18 protein-coding genes and 1 other annotated feature are annotated in these 20779 nt (G+C 28.6%); all 18 genes read right to left on the reverse strand.

Annotated features, from left to right (window positions below; genetic code table 11):
• Positions 1-203 precede the first annotated feature (203 nt).
• The 18 genes from KGF41_RS17725 to dinB all read right to left on the reverse strand — a co-directional run bounded on the left by KGF41_RS17725 (position 204) and on the right by dinB (position 20706).
• Positions 204-719, reverse strand: coding sequence for a PaaI family thioesterase (locus KGF41_RS17725; RefSeq protein WP_227829832.1), 516 nt, complete (start codon positions 717-719; stop codon positions 204-206).
• A gap of 309 nt (positions 720-1028) precedes the next feature.
• Entirely contained in the window at positions 1029-2099 is a 1071-nt protein-coding gene (gene leuB, locus KGF41_RS17730; RefSeq protein WP_227850715.1) for a 3-isopropylmalate dehydrogenase, read from the reverse strand.
• Positions 2100-2105: 6 nt separating this feature from the next.
• The gene (gene leuD / locus KGF41_RS17735; protein WP_227850716.1) at positions 2106-2597 is read right to left on the reverse strand and encodes a 3-isopropylmalate dehydratase small subunit; all 492 of its coding nucleotides are present in this window, start codon (positions 2595-2597) and stop codon (positions 2106-2108) included.
• Positions 2598-2611: 14 nt separating this feature from the next.
• The gene (gene leuC / locus KGF41_RS17740) at positions 2612-3889 is read right to left on the reverse strand and encodes a 3-isopropylmalate dehydratase large subunit (RefSeq protein ID WP_227850717.1); all 1278 of its coding nucleotides are present in this window, start codon (positions 3887-3889) and stop codon (positions 2612-2614) included.
• The gene (gene leuA / locus KGF41_RS17745) at positions 3846-5588 is read right to left on the reverse strand and encodes a 2-isopropylmalate synthase (protein ID WP_227850718.1); all 1743 of its coding nucleotides are present in this window, start codon (positions 5586-5588) and stop codon (positions 3846-3848) included. The genes leuC and leuA overlap by 44 nt, the downstream gene beginning before the upstream one ends.
• Before the next feature lie 129 nt (positions 5589-5717).
• Positions 5718-5962, reverse strand: a binding site (T-box leader).
• A 156-nt stretch (positions 5963-6118) separates the two neighbouring features.
• Complete coding sequence (locus KGF41_RS17750) at positions 6119-6565, reverse strand: hypothetical protein (RefSeq protein ID WP_227857023.1); 447 nt, start codon at positions 6563-6565, stop codon at positions 6119-6121.
• 20 nt (positions 6566-6585) lie between these two features.
• Complete coding sequence (locus KGF41_RS17755) at positions 6586-7305, reverse strand: phosphatase (RefSeq protein ID WP_227857024.1); 720 nt, start codon at positions 7303-7305, stop codon at positions 6586-6588.
• 117 nt (positions 7306-7422) lie between these two features.
• Positions 7423-8688, reverse strand: coding sequence for a 30S ribosomal protein S1 (locus KGF41_RS17760; protein ID WP_227829839.1), 1266 nt, complete (start codon positions 8686-8688; stop codon positions 7423-7425).
• Positions 8689-8900: 212 nt separating this feature from the next.
• Positions 8901-10268: an MATE family efflux transporter gene (locus KGF41_RS17765; protein ID WP_227829840.1), complete on the reverse strand. Its 1368-nt coding sequence runs from the start codon at positions 10266-10268 to the stop codon at positions 8901-8903.
• 242 nt (positions 10269-10510) lie between these two features.
• Complete coding sequence (locus KGF41_RS17770) at positions 10511-10948, reverse strand: COG2426 family protein (RefSeq protein WP_227829841.1); 438 nt, start codon at positions 10946-10948, stop codon at positions 10511-10513.
• 31 nt (positions 10949-10979) lie between these two features.
• The gene (locus KGF41_RS17775; RefSeq protein ID WP_227829842.1) at positions 10980-11609 is read right to left on the reverse strand and encodes an HAD family hydrolase; all 630 of its coding nucleotides are present in this window, start codon (positions 11607-11609) and stop codon (positions 10980-10982) included.
• Positions 11610-11630: 21 nt separating this feature from the next.
• Positions 11631-12518, reverse strand: coding sequence for a decaprenyl-phosphate phosphoribosyltransferase (locus KGF41_RS17780; protein ID WP_227829843.1), 888 nt, complete (start codon positions 12516-12518; stop codon positions 11631-11633).
• Positions 12519-12546: 28 nt separating this feature from the next.
• Positions 12547-13770, reverse strand: coding sequence for a DUF6080 domain-containing protein (locus tag KGF41_RS17785; protein WP_227857025.1), 1224 nt, complete (start codon positions 13768-13770; stop codon positions 12547-12549).
• A 488-nt stretch (positions 13771-14258) separates the two neighbouring features.
• Positions 14259-15401, reverse strand: a complete 1143-nt coding sequence (locus KGF41_RS17790) for an aldo/keto reductase (RefSeq protein WP_227857026.1) — start codon at positions 15399-15401, stop codon at positions 14259-14261.
• Positions 15402-15540: 139 nt separating this feature from the next.
• Complete coding sequence (locus KGF41_RS17795) at positions 15541-16407, reverse strand: cation diffusion facilitator family transporter (RefSeq protein ID WP_227829846.1); 867 nt, start codon at positions 16405-16407, stop codon at positions 15541-15543.
• Positions 16408-16660: 253 nt separating this feature from the next.
• The gene (locus KGF41_RS17800) at positions 16661-18208 is read right to left on the reverse strand and encodes a glycine betaine ABC transporter substrate-binding protein (protein ID WP_227829847.1); all 1548 of its coding nucleotides are present in this window, start codon (positions 18206-18208) and stop codon (positions 16661-16663) included.
• Positions 18201-19337 carry an ABC transporter ATP-binding protein gene (locus KGF41_RS17805; RefSeq protein ID WP_227829848.1) on the reverse strand — a complete coding sequence of 379 codons (1137 nt, stop codon included), beginning with the start codon at positions 19335-19337 and terminating at the stop codon, positions 18201-18203. Before KGF41_RS17805 ends, KGF41_RS17800 begins: the two co-directional genes overlap by 8 nt.
• A gap of 271 nt (positions 19338-19608) precedes the next feature.
• Complete coding sequence (gene dinB, locus KGF41_RS17810; RefSeq protein WP_227829849.1) at positions 19609-20706, reverse strand: DNA polymerase IV; 1098 nt, start codon at positions 20704-20706, stop codon at positions 19609-19611.
• Between the last annotated feature and the right edge of the window lie 73 nt (positions 20707-20779).

Consider the following 20779-nt stretch of genomic DNA (forward strand, 5'->3'; position numbering starts at 1 on the left):
TTTGCACCTTATCATTAGTTCGAATTTTCTGAATTTATGTACTAAAAAAAATACACTTTTTAAATATATAAATTATTTTTTTTAGCATATAAATTTAACGCTATTATAAGATTTTTTTTAAGTATAGCTAAGTTATTTTTATCTTATATTTTTTAATTTTATATTTTTTGATATATCATTTGACATAGTAAATATGTAATTACTTAAAGTTCAATATATTCAACTTTTTCTTCTGATTCAGCAAAAAACCATTCTTCATCAGAAAAATCACCTTCTGCTATTTGACCAATAGGCATCTTCATATATTTTCCAGTTGCTGTTACTGCTATCTCTCCATTTGGCAAAATTATTTCCCCTGTACCTTCAAATAATTTTCTATTTTCTTTAGTTATCCTTCCAACTACTCTTATAGTAGCATCTGTTGGTACTGGTTTTTTATATTTCAATTCTAAAGATACTGTCACACCCCATATTTGGTCATCATTTATACTTACAGCTCTTCCAATAGTCTCATCTAATATTGCAGCAGACATACCTCCATGAACTCTCCCTGGATAACTCTGATGCCAATCTTTTGTATTACAAATTGATACAAGTTCTCCATTTTCAAGTTCATAAAAATCTGCTTTTAATCCTAATTCATTTTGTGTTCCACAAACTAAACAAGATTTACTACTATTTTGCTTTTTTAAAACCTTATACTTTCCCAAAAACTCCATCTCCTAACTAATATTGATAGCCACTTAATATTCATAAATACTAAAACATATTATATAATATTAATTAAATCCCTGCAAATTTCTAATAAGCAAAAATAGGCTATTTCAGCATTAAAATCTTAATCCAAAGTATTATTTTCTAAAAAAAGCACAATATGATTTTATGTAATTAAAATTACCTAAAATCACATCGTGCTTTAAAAATAAAATATATCTTATACCCTAAATATAAAACTATGCCACAATAAATTTTTTACTAATTCCCCCAATTATATGACCCAATTATATTATATAAATTAAACTATAATTCTAAATTTCATTTACTATTAATTCTCCCATTTTCTTTGTACCAACAACAGTTCCTATACTATTATATATATCACTAGTTCTGTATCCTTTTCTAAGTACATTTTGTACTGCATCTTCAATGCATTTAGCTTCATCTTCTAGATTAAAGCTATGTCTTAACATCATTGCCACAGATAAAATAGTTGCAATTGGATTTACAATATCTTTTCCAGCTATATCAGGAGCACTCCCATGTATTGGCTCATACATTCCAAAGCTATCTTCTCGAAGTGATGCAGATGGTAACATACCTATAGAACCTGTAACCATGGATGCTTCGTCAGATATTATATCTCCAAATATGTTATTAGTCACTATTACATCAAATTGGCTAGGGTCTCTTACAACTTGCATAGCAGCGTTATCAACATACATATGTGATAGCTCTACATCATCAAATTCTTTAGCTAAGTTCTCCATAATACCTCTCCAAAGTCTTGAACTTTCAAGCACATTTGCTTTATCTATACTGACAAGTTTCTTCTTTCTATTTCTAGCGATTTCAAAAGCCCTTCTTCCAATTCTTCTTATTTCATTTTCATTGTATACCTCTACATCATAAGCCTCTTCAACACCATCAATAATCTTTCTTCCACGTTCTCCAAAATAAATGCCCCCTGTTAACTCCCTCACAACAACAAAATCAATGCCTTTTTCTACTATATCTGCTCTAAGTGGTGAAGATTCCTTTATACTTTCATATATAGTTGCTGGTCTCAAATTTGCAAATAAACCTAAGGATTCTCTCAATTTTAAAAGACCTGCTTCTGGTCTTGTATCTCCCTTACATTTATCCCACTTTGGACCTCCAACAGCTCCAAGTAATACCGAATCGTTTTTTCGACATATTTCAACAGTTTTATCAGGTAGAGGTTCTCCAGTTTCATCAATTGCACATCCTCCAGCCAATACATATTCACAATCAAATTTATGATTAAATTTATAACAGATTTTATTTAAGACCTTTATACCTTCTTCTATAATTTCTGGCCCAACACCATCACCTTTTATGACTGCTATTTTACAATTCATACACCATTACCCCCTGTTTACCTTTATTGAGTTAATTAGACCTACATTTGTTATGATATTTTGCATAAACTCAGGAAATGGTTCTGCCTTATATTCTGCTCCTTTTGTTATGTTTTTTATTACACCTGTTGAAAAATCCACTTCTATAGTATCGCCTTCTTCTATACTATTAGCAGCTTCCTCACATTCAAGTATTGGAAGCCCTATATTTATAGAATTTCTAAAAAATATTCTAGCAAAAGTTGACGCAATTACACATGATACTCCACTTTCTTTTATTACGATTGGAGCATGTTCTCTTGATGAACCACACCCAAAATTTTTAGTTGCAACTATAATGTCTCCAGCCTTTACTTTAGATACAAATTTATCATCAATATCCTCCATACAGTGCATTGCCAATTCTTTATAATCAGCTATATTTAAATATCTAGCTGGTATTATTACATCTGTATCTATATTATCACCAAATTTAAAAACCCTTCCATTAGCAATCATAAATTTTACCTCCCTTAAATTATTTCTGATGGTTTTGATATTTTTCCAGTTATAGCTGATGATGCTGCTACAGCTGGACTAGCAAGATACACTTCTGAATCAACATGACCCATTCTTCCTACAAAGTTCCTATTTGTTGTTGAAACTGACCTTTCTCCTGCTGCAAGTATACCCATATGCCCTCCAAGACATGGTCCACATGTTGGTGTAGAAACAGCTGCTCCTGCTTCTATAAAGGTAGTAATATAGCCTTTTTCTATTGCTTCAAGATATACCTTTTGAGTTCCAGGAAATATCATTACTCTAACTCCATCTGCAACTTTTTTACCTTTCATGATTTCAGCTGCAACTTCAAGGTCTGATATTCTTCCATTTGTACAAGAGCCTATTACAACTTGGTCTATCTTTATATCTTTCTCAATCTCATCTACTGTTTTAGTATTTTCAGGAAGATGTGGAAAAGCTACTGTTTCTTTTAATTCAGCTAAGTCAATTTCATATATTTCATCATAAATTGCATCTTCATCTGCTTCGTATACATTTACAACTTTTTCTGTTGTTGTACACTTATGTGAATTTATATATTCTATAGTTTTATTATCTACTGGAAAAATTCCATTTTTAGCCCCTGCTTCTATTGCCATATTACAAATAGTAAATCTATCATCCATAGATAGATTACTTACTCCATCTCCACAAAATTCCATCGATTTGTAAAGTGCTCCATCAACACCTATCTTCCCTATTATATGAAGTATCACATCTTTTCCAGTTATCCATTTATTTGGCTTATTCTTTAGGACAAATTTTATTGCACCGGGTACCTTAAACCAACATTTTCCTGTAGCCATCCCAGCTCCCATGTCAGTTGAACCTACGCCAGTGGAAAAAGCACCTAATGCTCCATATGTGCAAGTATGAGAATCGGCACCTATGATTACATCTCCTGCTGTTACTATACCTTTTTCAGGAAGAAGAACATGTTCTATTCCCATATCCCCTACATCAAAGAAATTGACCACTCCTTTGGATTTTGCAAAACTTCTTGTAAACTTACACTGCTCTGCACTCTTTATATCTTTATTAGGTGTAAAATGGTCCAAAACTATTGCCACTTTAGACTTATCATAAACCTCTTCAATTCCTAACTTTTCAAACTCTCTAATAGCTACTGGTGATGTTATATCATTTCCTAAAACTATATCTAGGTTTGCTTCAATCAATTGTCCTTTCTTAACCTCATTTAAATTAGCATGTTTCGCTAAGATTTTCTGCGTCATAGTCATCCCCATTTTCTGCTTCCTCCTCAATATAACTTTTATTTATTGCATTCATAAGAGCATTAATAGCTGCTGTGTTTATATTTTCTGATATGCTTACCCCAAAATAAACTTTATCATTATGTTCTATTCCAACATAGGCTACACCTCTTGAATGTGAACCTTCCTCTAATGCATGTTCCCAATAATATCTAAATTTATAATCTTTCATGCCACATTGTTTTAATGCGTTGTTAAATGAATCTACAGGACCATTTCCTATTCCAACAATTCTTTGTTCATTACCCATATAGGTTACTCTTGCAGTCATCTCAATCACATTAGTATCATCAGAATCATCATTCTCATAATTTATTTCATCCATCGATTTTATCTTATACTTCTTAACTTTATAAGGACTCTCAACATCAATATATTCCTTCTTAAATAAGTTAAATATTGATTCACTACTAAGTTCCTCTCCTATTCTATCAGATTCCATTTTAACTACATTTCCAAAATGAGAATGCATATTTTTAGGTATCATGAAACCATAATCTGTTTCCATTATATAAACAGCTCCGCCTTTTCCTGATTGACTGTTTATTCTAATAATTTCTTTGTATTCTCTACCTATATCATGAGGGTCTATTGGTAGATATGGAACTTCCCAACAACCATCATTTCTAGTGTTAATTGCTATCATACCTTTTCTAATAGCATCTTGATGAGAACCTGAAAAAGCACAATGTACAAGATTTCCTGCATATGGATGTCTGTCATGTACTGTAAGTTTTGTACAATCTTCATATATTTCTATCATTTTATCGATATTACTAAAGTCTAACTCTGGATTTATTCCCTGTGTATAAAGATTAAGACCCACATTTACTATATCCATATTTCCAGTTCTTTCACCATTTCCAAATAATGTACCTTCAAGTCTATCTGCTCCAGCTAATAACCCAAGCTCACTTGCCGCTGTACAAGTCCCCCTATCATTGTGAGTGTGTAAGCTCATTATAATAGAATCTCTACAGCTTATATTTTCACAAAACCATTCTATTTGGTCTGCATATACATTTGGTGTTGCCATTTCTACTGTTGATGGAAGATTTATTATAACTTTCTTTTGTGGTGTTGGTTTCCACACATCTATAACTGCCTCACATATTTCAAGTGCATAGTCCATTTCTGTACCTGTGAAACTTTCAGGTGAATATTCAAAAATAAAATCTGTTTCAGGATATTTTTTTGCTTCTTCATTGAATAATTTTGCTCCCCCAACTGCTATATCTATGATTTCTTGTTTACTCATATTAAAAACCACTTCTCTTTGAAGAACAGATGTAGAGTTATATAAATGTATTATTGCTTTCTTACATCCTTTTACTGATTCAAATGTTTTTTCTATAAGATGAGCTCTGGATTGTGTAAGTACTTGTATAGTTACATCATCTGGAATCATATTTTCATCTATTAACTTTCTTAAAAATGTATACTCTGTATTTGATGCTGATGGAAAACCTACTTCTATTTCTTTAAATCCTGTATCCAAAATCATTTTGAACATTCTGACTTTTTCTTCTACATTCATAGGTGTTGGTAGTGATTGATTTCCATCTCTTAAATCGACACTACACCAAACTGGAGCTTTTGTTATTTCATTATCTGGCCATTTACGATTTGTCATTTTCATTCTATTATATTTTTTATACTTTCCATATTTCATGTTATTCCCCCTCTTCTTTGTTTTTTGTATTCAGTATACCTTATATCGACGCAATTCTTCCCCTTTTTAATTCATAAGTACAAATGTTAAATTTATCATTAGAATAAAAATAACCTCATCTCTAGTAAAACTAGAGACGAGGTTTTGCTCGCGGTACCACTCTATTTAGCTTTTTAAAAAGCTCCCTTAGTAATAGTTACTACTAATTATTATAATAACTATTTTTCCTGTAACGTGGAAATACGGTTATCCTAAATTTTAAAACTTAGGAAACAGCTCCTAGACAAGTTCAGAATTATCAACTGCTAAATCACACCATACTTTAGCTCTCTGGAAGTTTCATGCTTCTTACTACTTCTATTCATCGCTTTTTAAATCATTTAAATTTTCTAAATATTTTGATTTAATAGTTATTATATACACATTAAAATGTATTGTCAACACAAAAAAATAATTATCTGTATTTTTTTATTATTTATTTTTGTCAAGTAATCTTCTAAATCATGCTAACGATTGAAAATAGTATGATATTACTCCTTAAATTTTTTTATCTTTTCATCTATTATACTCAATAATTTTTTTTCATCTTCCAAACTCAACGCATTTAATCTAACTTTGTAATTAAAATTATCAGCATATACATTTAATATTTTTTTTGTCACTTCTATTTTTTCTATTACTTTATAATTAAATTTTTGATTTTTTCTAGCTTTTATACTGAAGATACATTGATTATTTATTGATATTGAATGATTATCAAGAGTAAGATATACTTTTCCCTTATATCTATTTGAAAAATCACGACCTTGTTTAAAAAGAAAAACTGCTGTTATTATACATAAAAGATACAAAAATGTTGTTGAATATATAAAAATTGTGGCCAAGATTATAAGGGCTAAAACCATATTTATAACCATTCCCTTTTTGAAATAACCATTGTCATAATAATTCATATAGATAAACTTATTTTTACTCAAATTTTCTCACTCCTAAAACTCTAAAAATTTATATTAAAAAACTCTACAATTTCATCTTCATGATAATTTATTACTAGTTCTTCTGGAAAATTTACTGATTTTAAAACTTTCTCTGCACTTTCAAATTCACCTATAGAATAACATATATGAGAATCTGTACCAAGAATAACTCTTACACCATATTGTTTACATAACAGCAACATTTCACTTGCATTTTCCCAAGTTCCAGTTCTATGAGAATTCGAACTTAATGAAGAGTTGTTTATTTCTAAAAGAATATTTTTATCCTTTGCTTTTTTTACTATAGACTCATAATCTAAAGGGTATCTACTATCATCTGGATGCCCAATTATCTTTACTTTAGGTTTATCCATCACTTTTAAAATAGCATTTGTATTTTCTCCTTTTGTACCTGAAGCTATACAAGGTCTATGCAAACTTGCAATTATATAATCTAAATGTTGTAGCATATCTTCTGGAACATCTAAGTTTCCATCATAATCCATGATATTTCCTTCTATACCTCTAAGAATCCTTAAATCTTGTATTTGACGTGGAAGTAGATGTAAATTATAGAAGTAAAATGGATGTGGTCCTCCTGGCATATTAGGACCATGATCTGATATACCTAAATATTTTATATTTTTTTGAATTGCTTCTTCAACGTTTTCTTTAAAAGTACTATGTGCATGTCCACTTATTAAAGTATGACAATGTACATCTATAATAGCTTTTTTCATTAATTTTCCTCCTAATATCTTATATAAATTTTGTAGATAGTTAAAGGGCTATTTTAAAACTAAAGCTGTCAAAATAGACAGAGTAATGTTTTAAAACAGCCCCCCTTTTTGATTATTTTATATTTCTAAGTCTTTAAATTTATCTTTAAATAATTCTCCAATACTTCCTAGAGATTCTTCTACTTCTAAAAACTCTGTTATATCTTCTTCTGGTTCTCTAGTTGCCTCTTTTATTGAAACTAACATTCTCTTAGTTTTTGGTTTAAAATCAAGAATTTTAACTTTAATTTCGTCTCCAATATTAACAACATTAGTAACTTTAGCTACTCTAGTATCACTCAATTCAGAAATTGGTAAATAAGCATCTACACCTTCTTTGATCTGAACAAAGGCTCCCTTTTCTATAATTCTAAGAACTTTAGCATTAACAACATCATCAACTTGTAATTCTTTTGCTATTAAATCCCATGGGTCGTTGTTTATATCTTTTAATGCTAGTGCAATTTTTTTAGTTTCTTGATTTACATCTAATACATAAACTTCCACTTCTTGGCCTTCAGAGACAACATCTTCAACACTTTCAACTCTTGCCCAAGCTAGGTTATTTATATGTGCTAATCCTTCAATTCCACCAATATCTATAAAGGCACCATAAGGCATTATCTTTGTTACTTTACCATCTCTTTTTTGACCAACTTCAAGAGAATTAAATAATTCTTCTTTAGCTAATTTAATACGAGCTTTTTCTTCTTCTCTTTCATGTTTAATTCTAGCTCTTTCGGCTTCCTTTTCTGCCTTAATTTGAACTCTTCTTTCTTCTCTCTCTTTATTTATACGTTCTTGTAATACGTCTCTATGAGATGCTACAAATCTATTTTTTCTAGCATCCATTTCTTTTATATATACTTCTAAGTTAAGACCAACAAATTTAGACGTATCTGTAATAAATTTTGTGTCAAGCTGAGAAATTGGTATAAAAAATGTATATGTATTGTAATTAGCAAATACACCTTTTTCTATATTTTTTTCAACATTTACAGTTATTATTCTATGTTCATCATAAGCTTTGTGTAAATCAGCAAAATCTTTTTTTCTATCTAACTGTAACTTAGATAAAGTTATTGTTCCATCTTTTTGAGATACTTTTGTTATTATAGCAGTTATTTCATCATCTATATGATACAAATCTTCTATAGGTTGATTTTTTTCTATATTTAATTCACTTATAGGTATTATTCCATCAAACCCATAACCTAATTCTAGTTGTACTTCGTCATTTCTCACTGCAGTTATTTTTCCAGTTATCAATTCCCCAACTTTCACTTTGCTGAACACTTGCTCTTGTTGCTCAAGTAGCTCTTGCATTGTTAAATCATTTTCCATTATATAAACATCCTTTCCTCTTATTGATTATCATATCTGTAAATATTATACCATTAATATTGCAAATACTTACATTTTTCTTACTATAATTTTAAATTTTAATTCTAGTTTATATCTTTGTAAATTATAAAAAATATCTTCTTAAATTAAAATACAAATTTTAATTTTTATCTAATAAGATATTCTCCTAAAAACCTTATACTATTTAGATTTTACTCCTGTATTGCTTTAGGTTTTGATAGAGAACCTTTATAAAATATAAAGAAACAAATTGCTGTAATAGTAGCTGCTGTTATATCGGCAACTGGCTCTGCTAAAAGTACAGCAAAAAGTTTTTCATCAAAAAACATTGGAAGTATAAATATTAAAGGTATTAAAAGCACAACTTTTCTAAGAAGAGCTAAAATTAAAGATATTTTTGCTTTTCCAAGCGCTAAAAATGTTTGCTGGCAAGCTAATTGTATTCCAAACATAAAAGAACCAGCAAAATATATTTTTATACTCCAACTAGTCATACTAAGTAATTGTGGATTTTTGTTAAATATACTGACAAAAACCGTAGGGAATATCATAAGTAGAATCCACAAAATTGCAGAATATGTAAAACATGACAATAAACATAACTTAAAGGTCTTTTTTACTCTATCAATCTGTCCTGAACCATAATTGTAACTTATTATCGGCTGTGCCCCTTGTGTAAATCCCATGTTAGGAAGCATAAGAATTTGCATTATACTACTCATTATTGCCATTGAACCTACTGCTAAATCGCCTCCATACATCTGTAATTTGCTATTTAATGCTATAAGCACTAAACTCTCTGTAGATTGCATTATAAAAGGAGAAATTCCTAGCCCCAATACTGGTAAAATAATACTTGCTTTAGGCATCATGTATTTCTTTTTTATCTTAAGTATACTTTTCTTTCCAAATAGAAATACCAATACCCAAATAGCAGAAACTCCTTGTGCAATTATAGTGGCTAATGCAGCTCCTTTTACTCCCATACCAAATCCAAATATAAAAATTGGGTCTAGTATTATGTTTATCAAAGCTCCTATAGCAACCGTAATCATACCCGTTGTCGCAAATCCTTGAGTATTTATAAAAGTATTCATACCTAATGAAATTTGAACAAATACTGTACCTATTAAATAAATATTCAAATAATCCATTGAGTATCCAATTGTAGATTCGCTTGCTCCAAATAGCCAAAGTAAGGGTTCTTTTCCAATCTGAAAGCCTATAGTCAAAAGTATCGCCAAAATAACTAACACAGAAAAACTATTACTCATTATTTTCTCTGCTCCATCATTATCCTGTTCGCCCATTTTTATAGCAGCTAGAGGACCTCCCCCCATACCAATTAAATAACTACATGAAGTTATTATAATTATTATAGGAAATGCTACTCCGACACCTGCCATAGCAACTTCTCCACTTTCCATTCTACCAATAAAGATTCTATCTACTATGTTGTACAAAACATTTACAATTTGTGCAATAATAGCTGGTGTAGCCAATTTAAAAAGCAATTTACCCACATTCTCACGACCTAAATCAGTATTTGAATTTTCCATCTTAAAACCTCCTTAATAATTTAATATTTAAATCTATTACTATTAAAAATACATTTTATATAAAAACTTTATTTTATTGATAGACAAGTTTAAATTAATTTCCTCATAAATAATACTATACTATATTTCTTTTATCATAGTAAATATTTTAATACCAAATGAATTTAAATATTTTGCCTAAATAAAAAATATTTTTCACATACTTTCATAAAAAAACTATCCAAATATACTATTGGATAGTTTTATATTATATGTAGAGAAAGGGCTGATACTATAACTCCAGACAATAAATTGCCCAAAAATACCCCTATAAAAGCATCTTTTATTCTCATTTTTAGGATTGAGGCTATCGCAGATGCAGTCCATGTTCCTGTTGTTGGAAGTGGTATACCTACAAATAGTATTATACCTATTATTGAAACGCTTTTTAATTTCTTCATTCTTGAATTTATTTTTTTATCAATTGTGTTAGCAAGTCCCTTAAATAACTTTTTCCCTCTCAAAAACTGCAAGATGTGTCTAAACGTCAATATCAAGGGAATTGATACCAAGGTAGAACCAATCACACTAAATACATAAACCCATATAGGATTTAAGCCCATTGCAATGCCTATAGGAATGGCTCCTCTTAATTCTGTTACAGGAACCATAGACAAAATTAATATGTGCAAATATCCCAAACTATCCCCTCCTATTCTAAGTGATATAAAGCTACGAATTTATTTGTTCTATAACCTCACCATTTTTCTTGTTAACCAAAAATGCATTTTTAGCTAAGGAAAGCATAGGTAAATCACTTTTGGAGTCTGAGTATGCATATGAATTTTCATAATCAATCTCAATTCCAAGTTTATCTAATACAGCATTTATTCTCTGTATTTTTTCAATTCCCTTGCAGTTTTCGCCAATGAATTGGTTTTTGTATCTTGAATTTTCACAAAATAGTTCCGTACCTATAACCTCATCTGCAAAATCATAGTACTTAAAGTACTTCATATATGCATATGGAGATGCAGTTATCATAATTACAACATTATGTTCTTCTTTGTTTTTATAAATTACTTTTTTCATAGACTCATTAATTTTTTTCATTATACAACTATCAAAAAAATCTTTTAACTCATCTTCGCTAAAATCTACTATTGGATAAAAGATTGCCTCTTTGGCTTTTTTCAAAGGGACTATTTTAACCAAATACATGATTAGAGTAAAAATTATGTATGGCAATTTTATAATAGTCTTAAGTGTTTTATTTTTTAAAGAATAAATAAAAAAGTCTACCATACTATCAGTATTTATAACAGTATAATCTATATCGAGCAATAATACACCTTTTTTCATAAGTATTTCCCCACCCTATCACTAAAAAATTAATATTATTAAACATGCAATTACCCATAAAATTACGTTTATTTTTAAAGCATTATCTTTTAGTACAATGTCAGTAGGATTTCCTTCATTTGTTTTATTAATTATATAATTATATCTAAGTACACCATAAACTACAAATATTGTTGTAAATATCATATCTGGCTTTTCTGGATTACTTGTAGAATATAATGCATAACATACAATTGTAGAACTTAATATAACTATCATCATTTGATTTAAATTTTCTATATCATAATCTTCTAGTATTTTTCTATGCTCAACTGCATCATCTTTTAAAATTATTATTTCTTTTTTACGTTTTCCAAGAGCTAAATACAGAGATAAAAAAAATGTACATAATATTATCCAGTTTGATAATCTAACATCTATAGCTACACATCCTGCATAAACTCTAAGTATAAAACCAAGAGATATAGAAAACACATCTAATAGAATTATATTCTTTAACTTAAGAGAATATAATATATTATTTATCAAATATAAAATGAGAATTATAGTCAGTTTGAAATTAATAATCGTTGACAAGCAAATTGAAATTAGAGCTAAAACAACAAATAATATATTCGCACTTCTTTTACTTATTCTTCCACTTGCTACTGGTCTATTACGTTTTTTAGGATGTTTTTTATCTTTATCCATATCTATAGCATCATTTAATGCATATGCTGATGATGATATCAAACAAAAACACACAAAAGCTATAAATGTATTTAACAATAGACTTATATTTAGTATATTGTTTGAAAATATTATAGAAGCAAATATAAATAAATTCTTTATATACTGCTTTATTCTCATTAATCTTATATAATCTGAAATTTTAGTAAGAAGATTAATTATTGTATTTGTCTGTTTCATAAACTTACTACCCTTTCAACATTATTTTTTAAACAGGATATGATTTTATCCCAATATTTAAAATTTCTATAAATCCATTGATATTACTAATTATTATAGTGACTAGCAACAATGATAAAAATATATTGTACATGCTTTTTTCATTTTTTCTAAGTGCTTTAGTAAAGTAAGCTAATAAAACTATAACTGCAAAACTAAAATTTATAGTCATTATACTTGAATTAGTTAGATTGTACCCTATTATACCATGTAAAACTAAATTAAATAAAATTATTCCCATACACAACTTAGGAACTCTTTTTTCTGAGTTCTCAATAACTGCTAAAACACAAAAACAAAATGCTAATAAAGTAAGAATAACTGGTATTGTTGCAACTTCTCCATTTTGCAAAAATAGTCCTTTTTTAATCTCCGCTCCAGGAAAATAAAAAACTGAATACAATAATCTTTCTATAATCATTGCAACTTTTTCTAAAATAGGCTCTCCACTTATAAACTTTGTATCATATTGTATTACATTTCCAAGATTCATAAAACTTTCATAAGATTTTGTTGAAACTACACAAATATATGCCATTAAAATAAATGTAATTAAATGCTTTAATATTTTACCTATTTTCAACTTAAATTCAAATATTATGTTAAAGAAATACAAATATATATTACTAATAGTTATTCCAAATAATGGTATAGCTGCTAATTCTACTAAATAAGAGTTTTTTCCATTCATTTTATTTGCAATAAATATAAAAAATATTAATGTAAACTGACTATATATAAATCTTTCTACATTCAAGGTCATAAATAGTTGTGGAAAAGAAAATATCATTATCATAGTAAGTAAAATTAAAGTTAATCTCTGCATTTTTATTTTTTTAATATGATTAAAAACTAAAGTTATAGATGTAGCACTAGTTATTATTTGTAGACAAATCAATCCAAATCCATAAGCACTATTAAAATCGGTTGTCCCTGGATTTGCTATCGAGGTACATAGTAAATATATTGGATATGCAAAAATTGATATAATAGCTGAAAATAATACATGCTTGCTATTATCTTGATTTATAGCAAATACATTTAAATTGAATAGTACACCTGTATCTGTATCTAATAATACATCATAAGTGTTGTTCAAATCATAAAATATTGTAGTTTTAGAAAAGAATGCTATCGTTATTATTAAATAAGTTATTGTGACTAATATAAATAAAAACATCTCATTTTTATATTTAAATATATTATTTTTCAATATATATCACCCTCCATTCATTATATAGGATTTGTTACTACCTACAATTTATTCTTTTAATTATAATAATCATTTTTATAATATCCTTACTTGTTTTATTGTAATTGAATAATTCCTTATTTACAACCACAATATTTACTTTATTAAAAGCTATAATTAAATAAAAATTATTTGTGTAATATATATTGGAAGCCTATAAAATTAGAGTTTGCAAGTGATTTCAATGTAAAATATTGGAATGATTCAATATAAAAATAGATGCTGTCAGTTAGTGTAGATAAAATTTCACTACAATAAATCAAAGCATAATATAAGGTGCTGTATCAAAATAGAGATAAGCCTCTTTTTCATTGTTGAAATGCTGAAAATATATTTGATTTCATACAAAAAAGAGTGCCTCATGAACTAAAAAGTTCATTTTGAGACACACCCTTATAAATTAAGCTATTATTAAATACTATACAAATTTTAAGTACATTATAAATTGATTATACTGTAACATTATTAACTCCATTTTCTTCCCATTGTTTAATTTCTTTTAACCTAGCAATTATCGGCAAATGCTGAGTACACTCAATTTCACATTTTCCACAAGCTATACATTCTTTAGCTTTTGCTTTACTATTCATTGTATAATTCCAATGTGCTAGCCCATAAACCGATTTTATCATTTCTTCATCACTCTTTTTAAACATCTGTTTTTCATTATAGAAAAGCATATATGCTGGAGTGTTTATATCTTTTGGACATACTTTACAATATCCACAACCTGTACATATTTCATTCATGTTTTTACTTAATCTAGTTTCAATATCATGTATATCTTTATCTGAATATATTTTGTTCTCATCTGCAATTTTACAAGCATCATCTATATCCTGCTTTTTATTAACTCCTATTAACGATATATTTATTTGTGGAATTCCTATGTTAAATCTTAAAGCTGATTCTACAGTACTTTCACCTTCTCTTGCTAGAAAAGAAAGCTCTTCATTGTACTTTGGAATAGTTCCACCACTTAATGGATTCATAGCGACAACACCATATCCATTTTCAACAGCATGTTTAGCACCCTTTAATCTATATGGAAAGTTTAATATATTAATTCCCATAGTAACACCTTCAAACTTATTTTCATCAAGAACTTTTATGACTTCATCTCCTGGCTGATGAGATGAAAATACTATGTGGTCTATCAATCCTTCTTCTTTACATTTTAATAGACCCTCATACTGACCTCCAGGTCTCATTGCAAATTCATAATGTTCCATTTTTCTAATATTCCATATATGATAGAAATTTATTTTAGATACGCCCAATCGCTCTATTGACTTTTTTACAGCATCAATTGCTTTTTCTGCTGTGTCGTATTCTTTTGGCTTCCCTTTTGTAGATACGTAAAAATCTGTTTTACCACCTTTTATTATTTGTCTAAATGCTAGTCCAAATATATCCTCGCTTCTATCATCACAATACCCTGGTGCTGTATCAAAATAATTAATGCCTTTTTCATATGCATATTTAATTAAGTCAGCATTTTCTTGGTCGCTTTTCTCTAAATCAAATCTTAATCCTCCATATCCAACTACTGAAACCATTTTCCCAGTCTTTCCATATTCAACGTATCTCATAATAAATTCCTCCTTAGGTATATTAAGACTTAATTTCTCTATAAAAAATATTATACCATAAATATTTTCAGAAAATATTTATGGTATAATATTTTTTTTATGAATTATAAATTTTTATACTTAGGTCTTCATAGTCAAATTAAAAACTATAAAAAGGTTCAATATGCACTATTACTTGAGCATTTTCATTAATTTCTTCTTGTATTTGTTTCTCAATTTTATGCGTTAAGTCATGAGATTGCTCTACACTTATAAATGGGTCTACCATTACATGCATATCAATATAAATAACACTCTTACTACCTCTACTTCTAATATTATGCACATCTCTCACTTCATTAAATTCAAATACAATTTCCCTTACATACTCTTCATCTACAGCTACTCTATCAACTAAAATTCCAATAGATGGTTTAAATATTCCATAAGCTGAATAAATTATAAACCCAGAAATAATAATAGGAACTACAGATTCTATTATTACTGGAAATCCTAACTTAACACCAACTAAAGTAACCAATACTCCTAAAGACACAAATATATCACTTCTTGTATGCAATGAATCTGAAATCAAGACATAACTATTCAGTTTAGTTCCAACTCTATATTCATATATACAGACAAAAATATTTATAAAAAGAGTAATGACTAAAGCGATTAAACTTTCTATAGTTATAGAAGGTGTAACTGGGTTTGCTAGTCTTGATATAGAACTAAGAATTATCTTAACTGCTATAACAAATAACATACCACTAATAAATAAACTGGTTATAATTTCAAATTTTTTATGCCCATAAGGATGATCTTTATCTTTTGGTTTAGATGCAAAAAAAATACCTATTAATCCTACTATATTAGATGCTCCATCTGACAGAGAATGAAACCCATCTGCTGTCATACTATAGCTTTTAATTTTATTACCAATAATTATTTTTAATAATGCTACAGCAAAATTGGCAAATAAAATTATCCATAACACTTGCTTCACTTTTTTATAATTATCCATAACTGTATACCTCCTCCCTTCGACTTAATCGAAAAAAGACTATGTATCAATATCAATTGACTAGATAAGCAAATTGTATATAAGCACACTTACTATATTTATATTCAAAGTTGGTTGTACTTGTTCATTCAATTTAAAAATTAATTATGAATTAAAAACTATAATATAGGTTTTGTATACAAAAAAAATAAGTTATAGATAGTATTTAAAATACTATCTATAACTTAAGTTCATAATATAAACTATTAATTTTCTATACTAAACCTTCTTTAACTAAGAATGAATGAGCAACTTCTTCTGGTGATTTTCCAAGCTCATCAACTTGATAGTTAAGTTCTCTCATAGTTTCTTCATCTATTTTTCCTGAAAGCATATTCATCACTTTCTCTAACTCAGGATATTTCTTTAGAGTATCTTGTCTCACTAATGGAGCTGCATAATATGGAACAAAGAAGTTTTTGTCATCTTCTAATATCTTAAGATTAAACTTTTTAATAAGACCATCAGTTAAAAATGCATCTACAACCTGAGATTCATCATTGTCTAAAGCTGTATATCTTAAACTTCCATTCATAGCTTTTACATCTTTGAATTTTAGACCATAATCTCTAGAAATACCTACAAAACCATCTTCTCTATTTTCAAACTCTAAAGTTGGTGAGAAAGTAAAGTCACTACTATATTTAGTTAAATCAGAAATAGTGTTTATTCCATACTTCTCTGCAGTTTTAGGCATCATGGCCAATGTATAAGTATTGTTAAATCCAATAGGGTCAAGTAAAGTTAATTGATTCTCTTTTTCCATAGTATCTTTAACAACTTTATATGCTTCATCAGCATCTTTAATTGGTGCATGCTTCATTACATTTACTAAAAGTGTACCTGTATAATCTACATACATATCAAGTTCACCAGACTTAATAGCATTAAATGCAACAGAAGAACCACCTAGATTTAAATTCTTTTTAACGTTAAGGTCTGTATTTTTCTCTATCAATTCAGCATAAACATTACCAAGAATAAGTTGTTCTGTATAATCTTTAGAGCCTATAGTTATTGTCTCTTTTTTGCTTGAAAAACTTGAACCAAAAGTAACAAATAACATTGCAATAATTATTATAGCAGACACTACTTTAAGTCCTATATAATTTTTCTTTGGAACCTTTGGGTTTAACCCTTTTGGAGTAACTGCAACTTCAATCTTACTAAATAAATAATCAACTAATAATGCAATTATACATGATGGAATTGCTCCTGCTAAAATCATATTGTTATTTACAGTTTGTACACCTGAAAATACTAAATATCCCAGACCACCAGCACCTATAAATGCTGCAAGAGTCATAAGACCAACCGCTGTAACAGCAGATATTCTAACCCCACCCATTATTATAGGCAAAGCTAAAGGAAACTGTATTTTAAATAAAGTTTGGTTTCTTGTAAGACCAATACCTTTAGCAGATTCTAATACTACTGGGTCAATACTTGTTATACCTATATATGTGTTCTTTACAATTGGTAATAATGAATATACTACTACCATAAATATTGCTGGTTTGCTTCCTATACCAAGTACTGGTACAAGAAGACCCAAAAGTGCCATTGATGGAACTGCTTGAACTAAGTTTACAAATCCAAGCACAATTTTTCTAAGAGATGAGATTCTTGAAATAATTATTCCTAGAGGGACACCCACTAGTATAGCTATCAAAATGGATGTAACAGTTAAGCTCATATGTTGTATCAAAAGCTCTATAATCTTATCTTTTTGCAATAGTATAAAATTGAAAAAATTACCCAAGGACACTCACCTCCATTTCTAGGAATTGCTCACTTAAAACAGAAAGTAAACTACTTCTAGTAATCAGTCCTACTAGTTTATTTTCACTTGAAACAACTGGAATATATCCAACTGAATTACAGTTCATTATATTTAGTATTTCCACTAAATTATCACCTTCATTTACATGCAAAGGCTCTCTTGACATAATATCACTAAGCAATGTCGATTTATCATGAATATCTTTCATATCTTTTACAGTAACAATACCTTTTAGTGTTCTAGCTCTATCTATGATTAGTAAGCTATCAACCTTACTGCTTCTCATAATTTCTATACCTTGAGTTACAGTTCTTGTTGAATTAACAGCAATAGGATTTTTTATCATAATATCTTTTGCTTTTATATATTCTGGATTATCCCAAACTCTATCTTCTCCAATAAAATCTTTTACAAAATCATTTGCTGGATTTCTAAGTATGTTCTCTGGAGTATCATACTGTGCTATTCTTCCATCTTTCATAATACAAATCTTATCAGCTATCTTTAAAGCTTCATCCATATCATGAGTTACAAATATTATAGTTTTTTTCAGTTCATCTTGAAGAGAAAATAATTGTTCTTGTAAAGATGTTCTTGTTATTGGGTCTAAAGCACTAAAAGGCTCATCCATTAATATTATTTCAGCATCAGTTGCAATGGCTCTTGCAACACCAATTCTTTGCTGTTGACCCCCACTAAGCTCTGAAGGATACTTATTTAGAAAATCATCACTATCAAGACCTACCATTTCAAGTAGTTGTAAAGTTCTTGCCTCAATTTCTTCAACTGACTTTTCCTTTTTTAGACGTGGAATTAACTCTATATTCTCTTTTATTGTAAGATGAGGAAATAGACCTGTGTTCTGTATAACATATCCTATTTTCCTTCTAAGTTCTATTTCATTTTCTTGAGAAATTGGTTTACCATTAATATATATTTCACCAGATGTAGGTTTTATTAATTTGTTTATAAGCTTCAAAGTAGTAGTTTTCCCACAACCACTTGAGCCAATTAAAACCACCAATGTGCCTGTTTCAACGGCTAGAGAAATATCATCTAATACTACATTATTTCCCATTTTCTTGGTTACGTTTCTTATCTCTATCATAATTTATCATCCCCTCTTTCGACAAGCAACCTTTGTCATCGCAATAAGTTGTTTTTATAATTATATCACAATATCCCCTTTATGTAAACAAAGTACGACTTTTGGGTTAATACATATTAGTAAACATTACTGTAAATACCAAGCATTTGTATACAATATTCAAAATCAAAAAATATAAAAAATAATAAAAAAATCTCGATAAAATAATACAACACTAGCCTTAATTATATATAATTAAAACTAGTGTTAATTCATTCATTTAAACAAATAGTTATAGTTGAATACTATCCATATACTCAAATAAAGTAATATCTTTATAAGTTTCTTTTTTATCACTTAAGTTTGATATTGTGACTCCTAATAGTCTAATTTGTTTTCCATTCATTTCAACATTTCTCAATAAATTGTCAACACCACTTCTTATATCATTATATTCATCAATATAATGTTCTAAACTAAGACTTCTAGTTATCTGTGTAAAATCCTCATACTTAATTTTTAATGTCAACGTCTTTCCAAATTTCTCAGAGTTTCTTAATCTATGGCATACTTCCTCACAAAGTTCATCAAGGATATTACGTGTTTCCTCTTCGTCAATATCTAAGTTATGACTTAGTGTGGTCTCTGCTCCAACAGATTTTCTAACTCTATTTGGCTCTACTGGTCTGTCATCTATACCCCTCGCAAATTTATATAAGTCATATCCTCTCTTCTTAAATATACTCTCAAGTTCAAATAAATCTAAACATCTTAAATCATATCCTGTTTTTATACCTAAATTTTTAAGAGTATTTGAAGTGACTTTTCCAACACCAAAAAATTTACTTACAGGCAATTTATCTAAAAAATCCTGAACATTTTCTTCATTTATTACAGTCAGTCCATTAGGCTTTTTTAAATCTGATGCTATCTTAGCAAGAAATTTATTATATGAGATACCTGCTGAAGAGGTAAGTCCAACTTCCTTAAATATATCTCTTTTAATTTGCTTTGCTATTTCAATTGATGAATCAATATTCTTTTTATTTTTCGTTACATCTAAATATGCTTCATCTAAAGATAGTGGCTCTACTAAATCTGTGTATCTATAAAATATATTTCTTATTTGATTTGATACACTTTTATAGACCTCAAATCTAGGTCTTACAAAAACTGCATATGGACACCTATTATAAGCTACAGCGGATGGCATAGCTGAATGTATGCCAAATTTTCTAGCCTCGTAAGAACACGTTGCAACTACTCCTCTGCTTTGTGGATTTCCACCAACAACCACAGGTCTACCTTTTAATTTTTTATTGTCTCTTTGTTCTATAGACGCATAAAAAGCATCCATATCTATATGAATTATTTTTCTATGAAGCTCCATTATTATCACCTTTTAAAGTATAAATAGATTAAATTTATTTACATCACTGTTTTAATTATACCAAACTTATGTT

It is taken from the genome of Clostridioides sp. ZZV14-6150 (assembly GCF_020657875.1).
GTDB lineage: Bacteria > Bacillota > Clostridia > Peptostreptococcales > Peptostreptococcaceae > Clostridioides.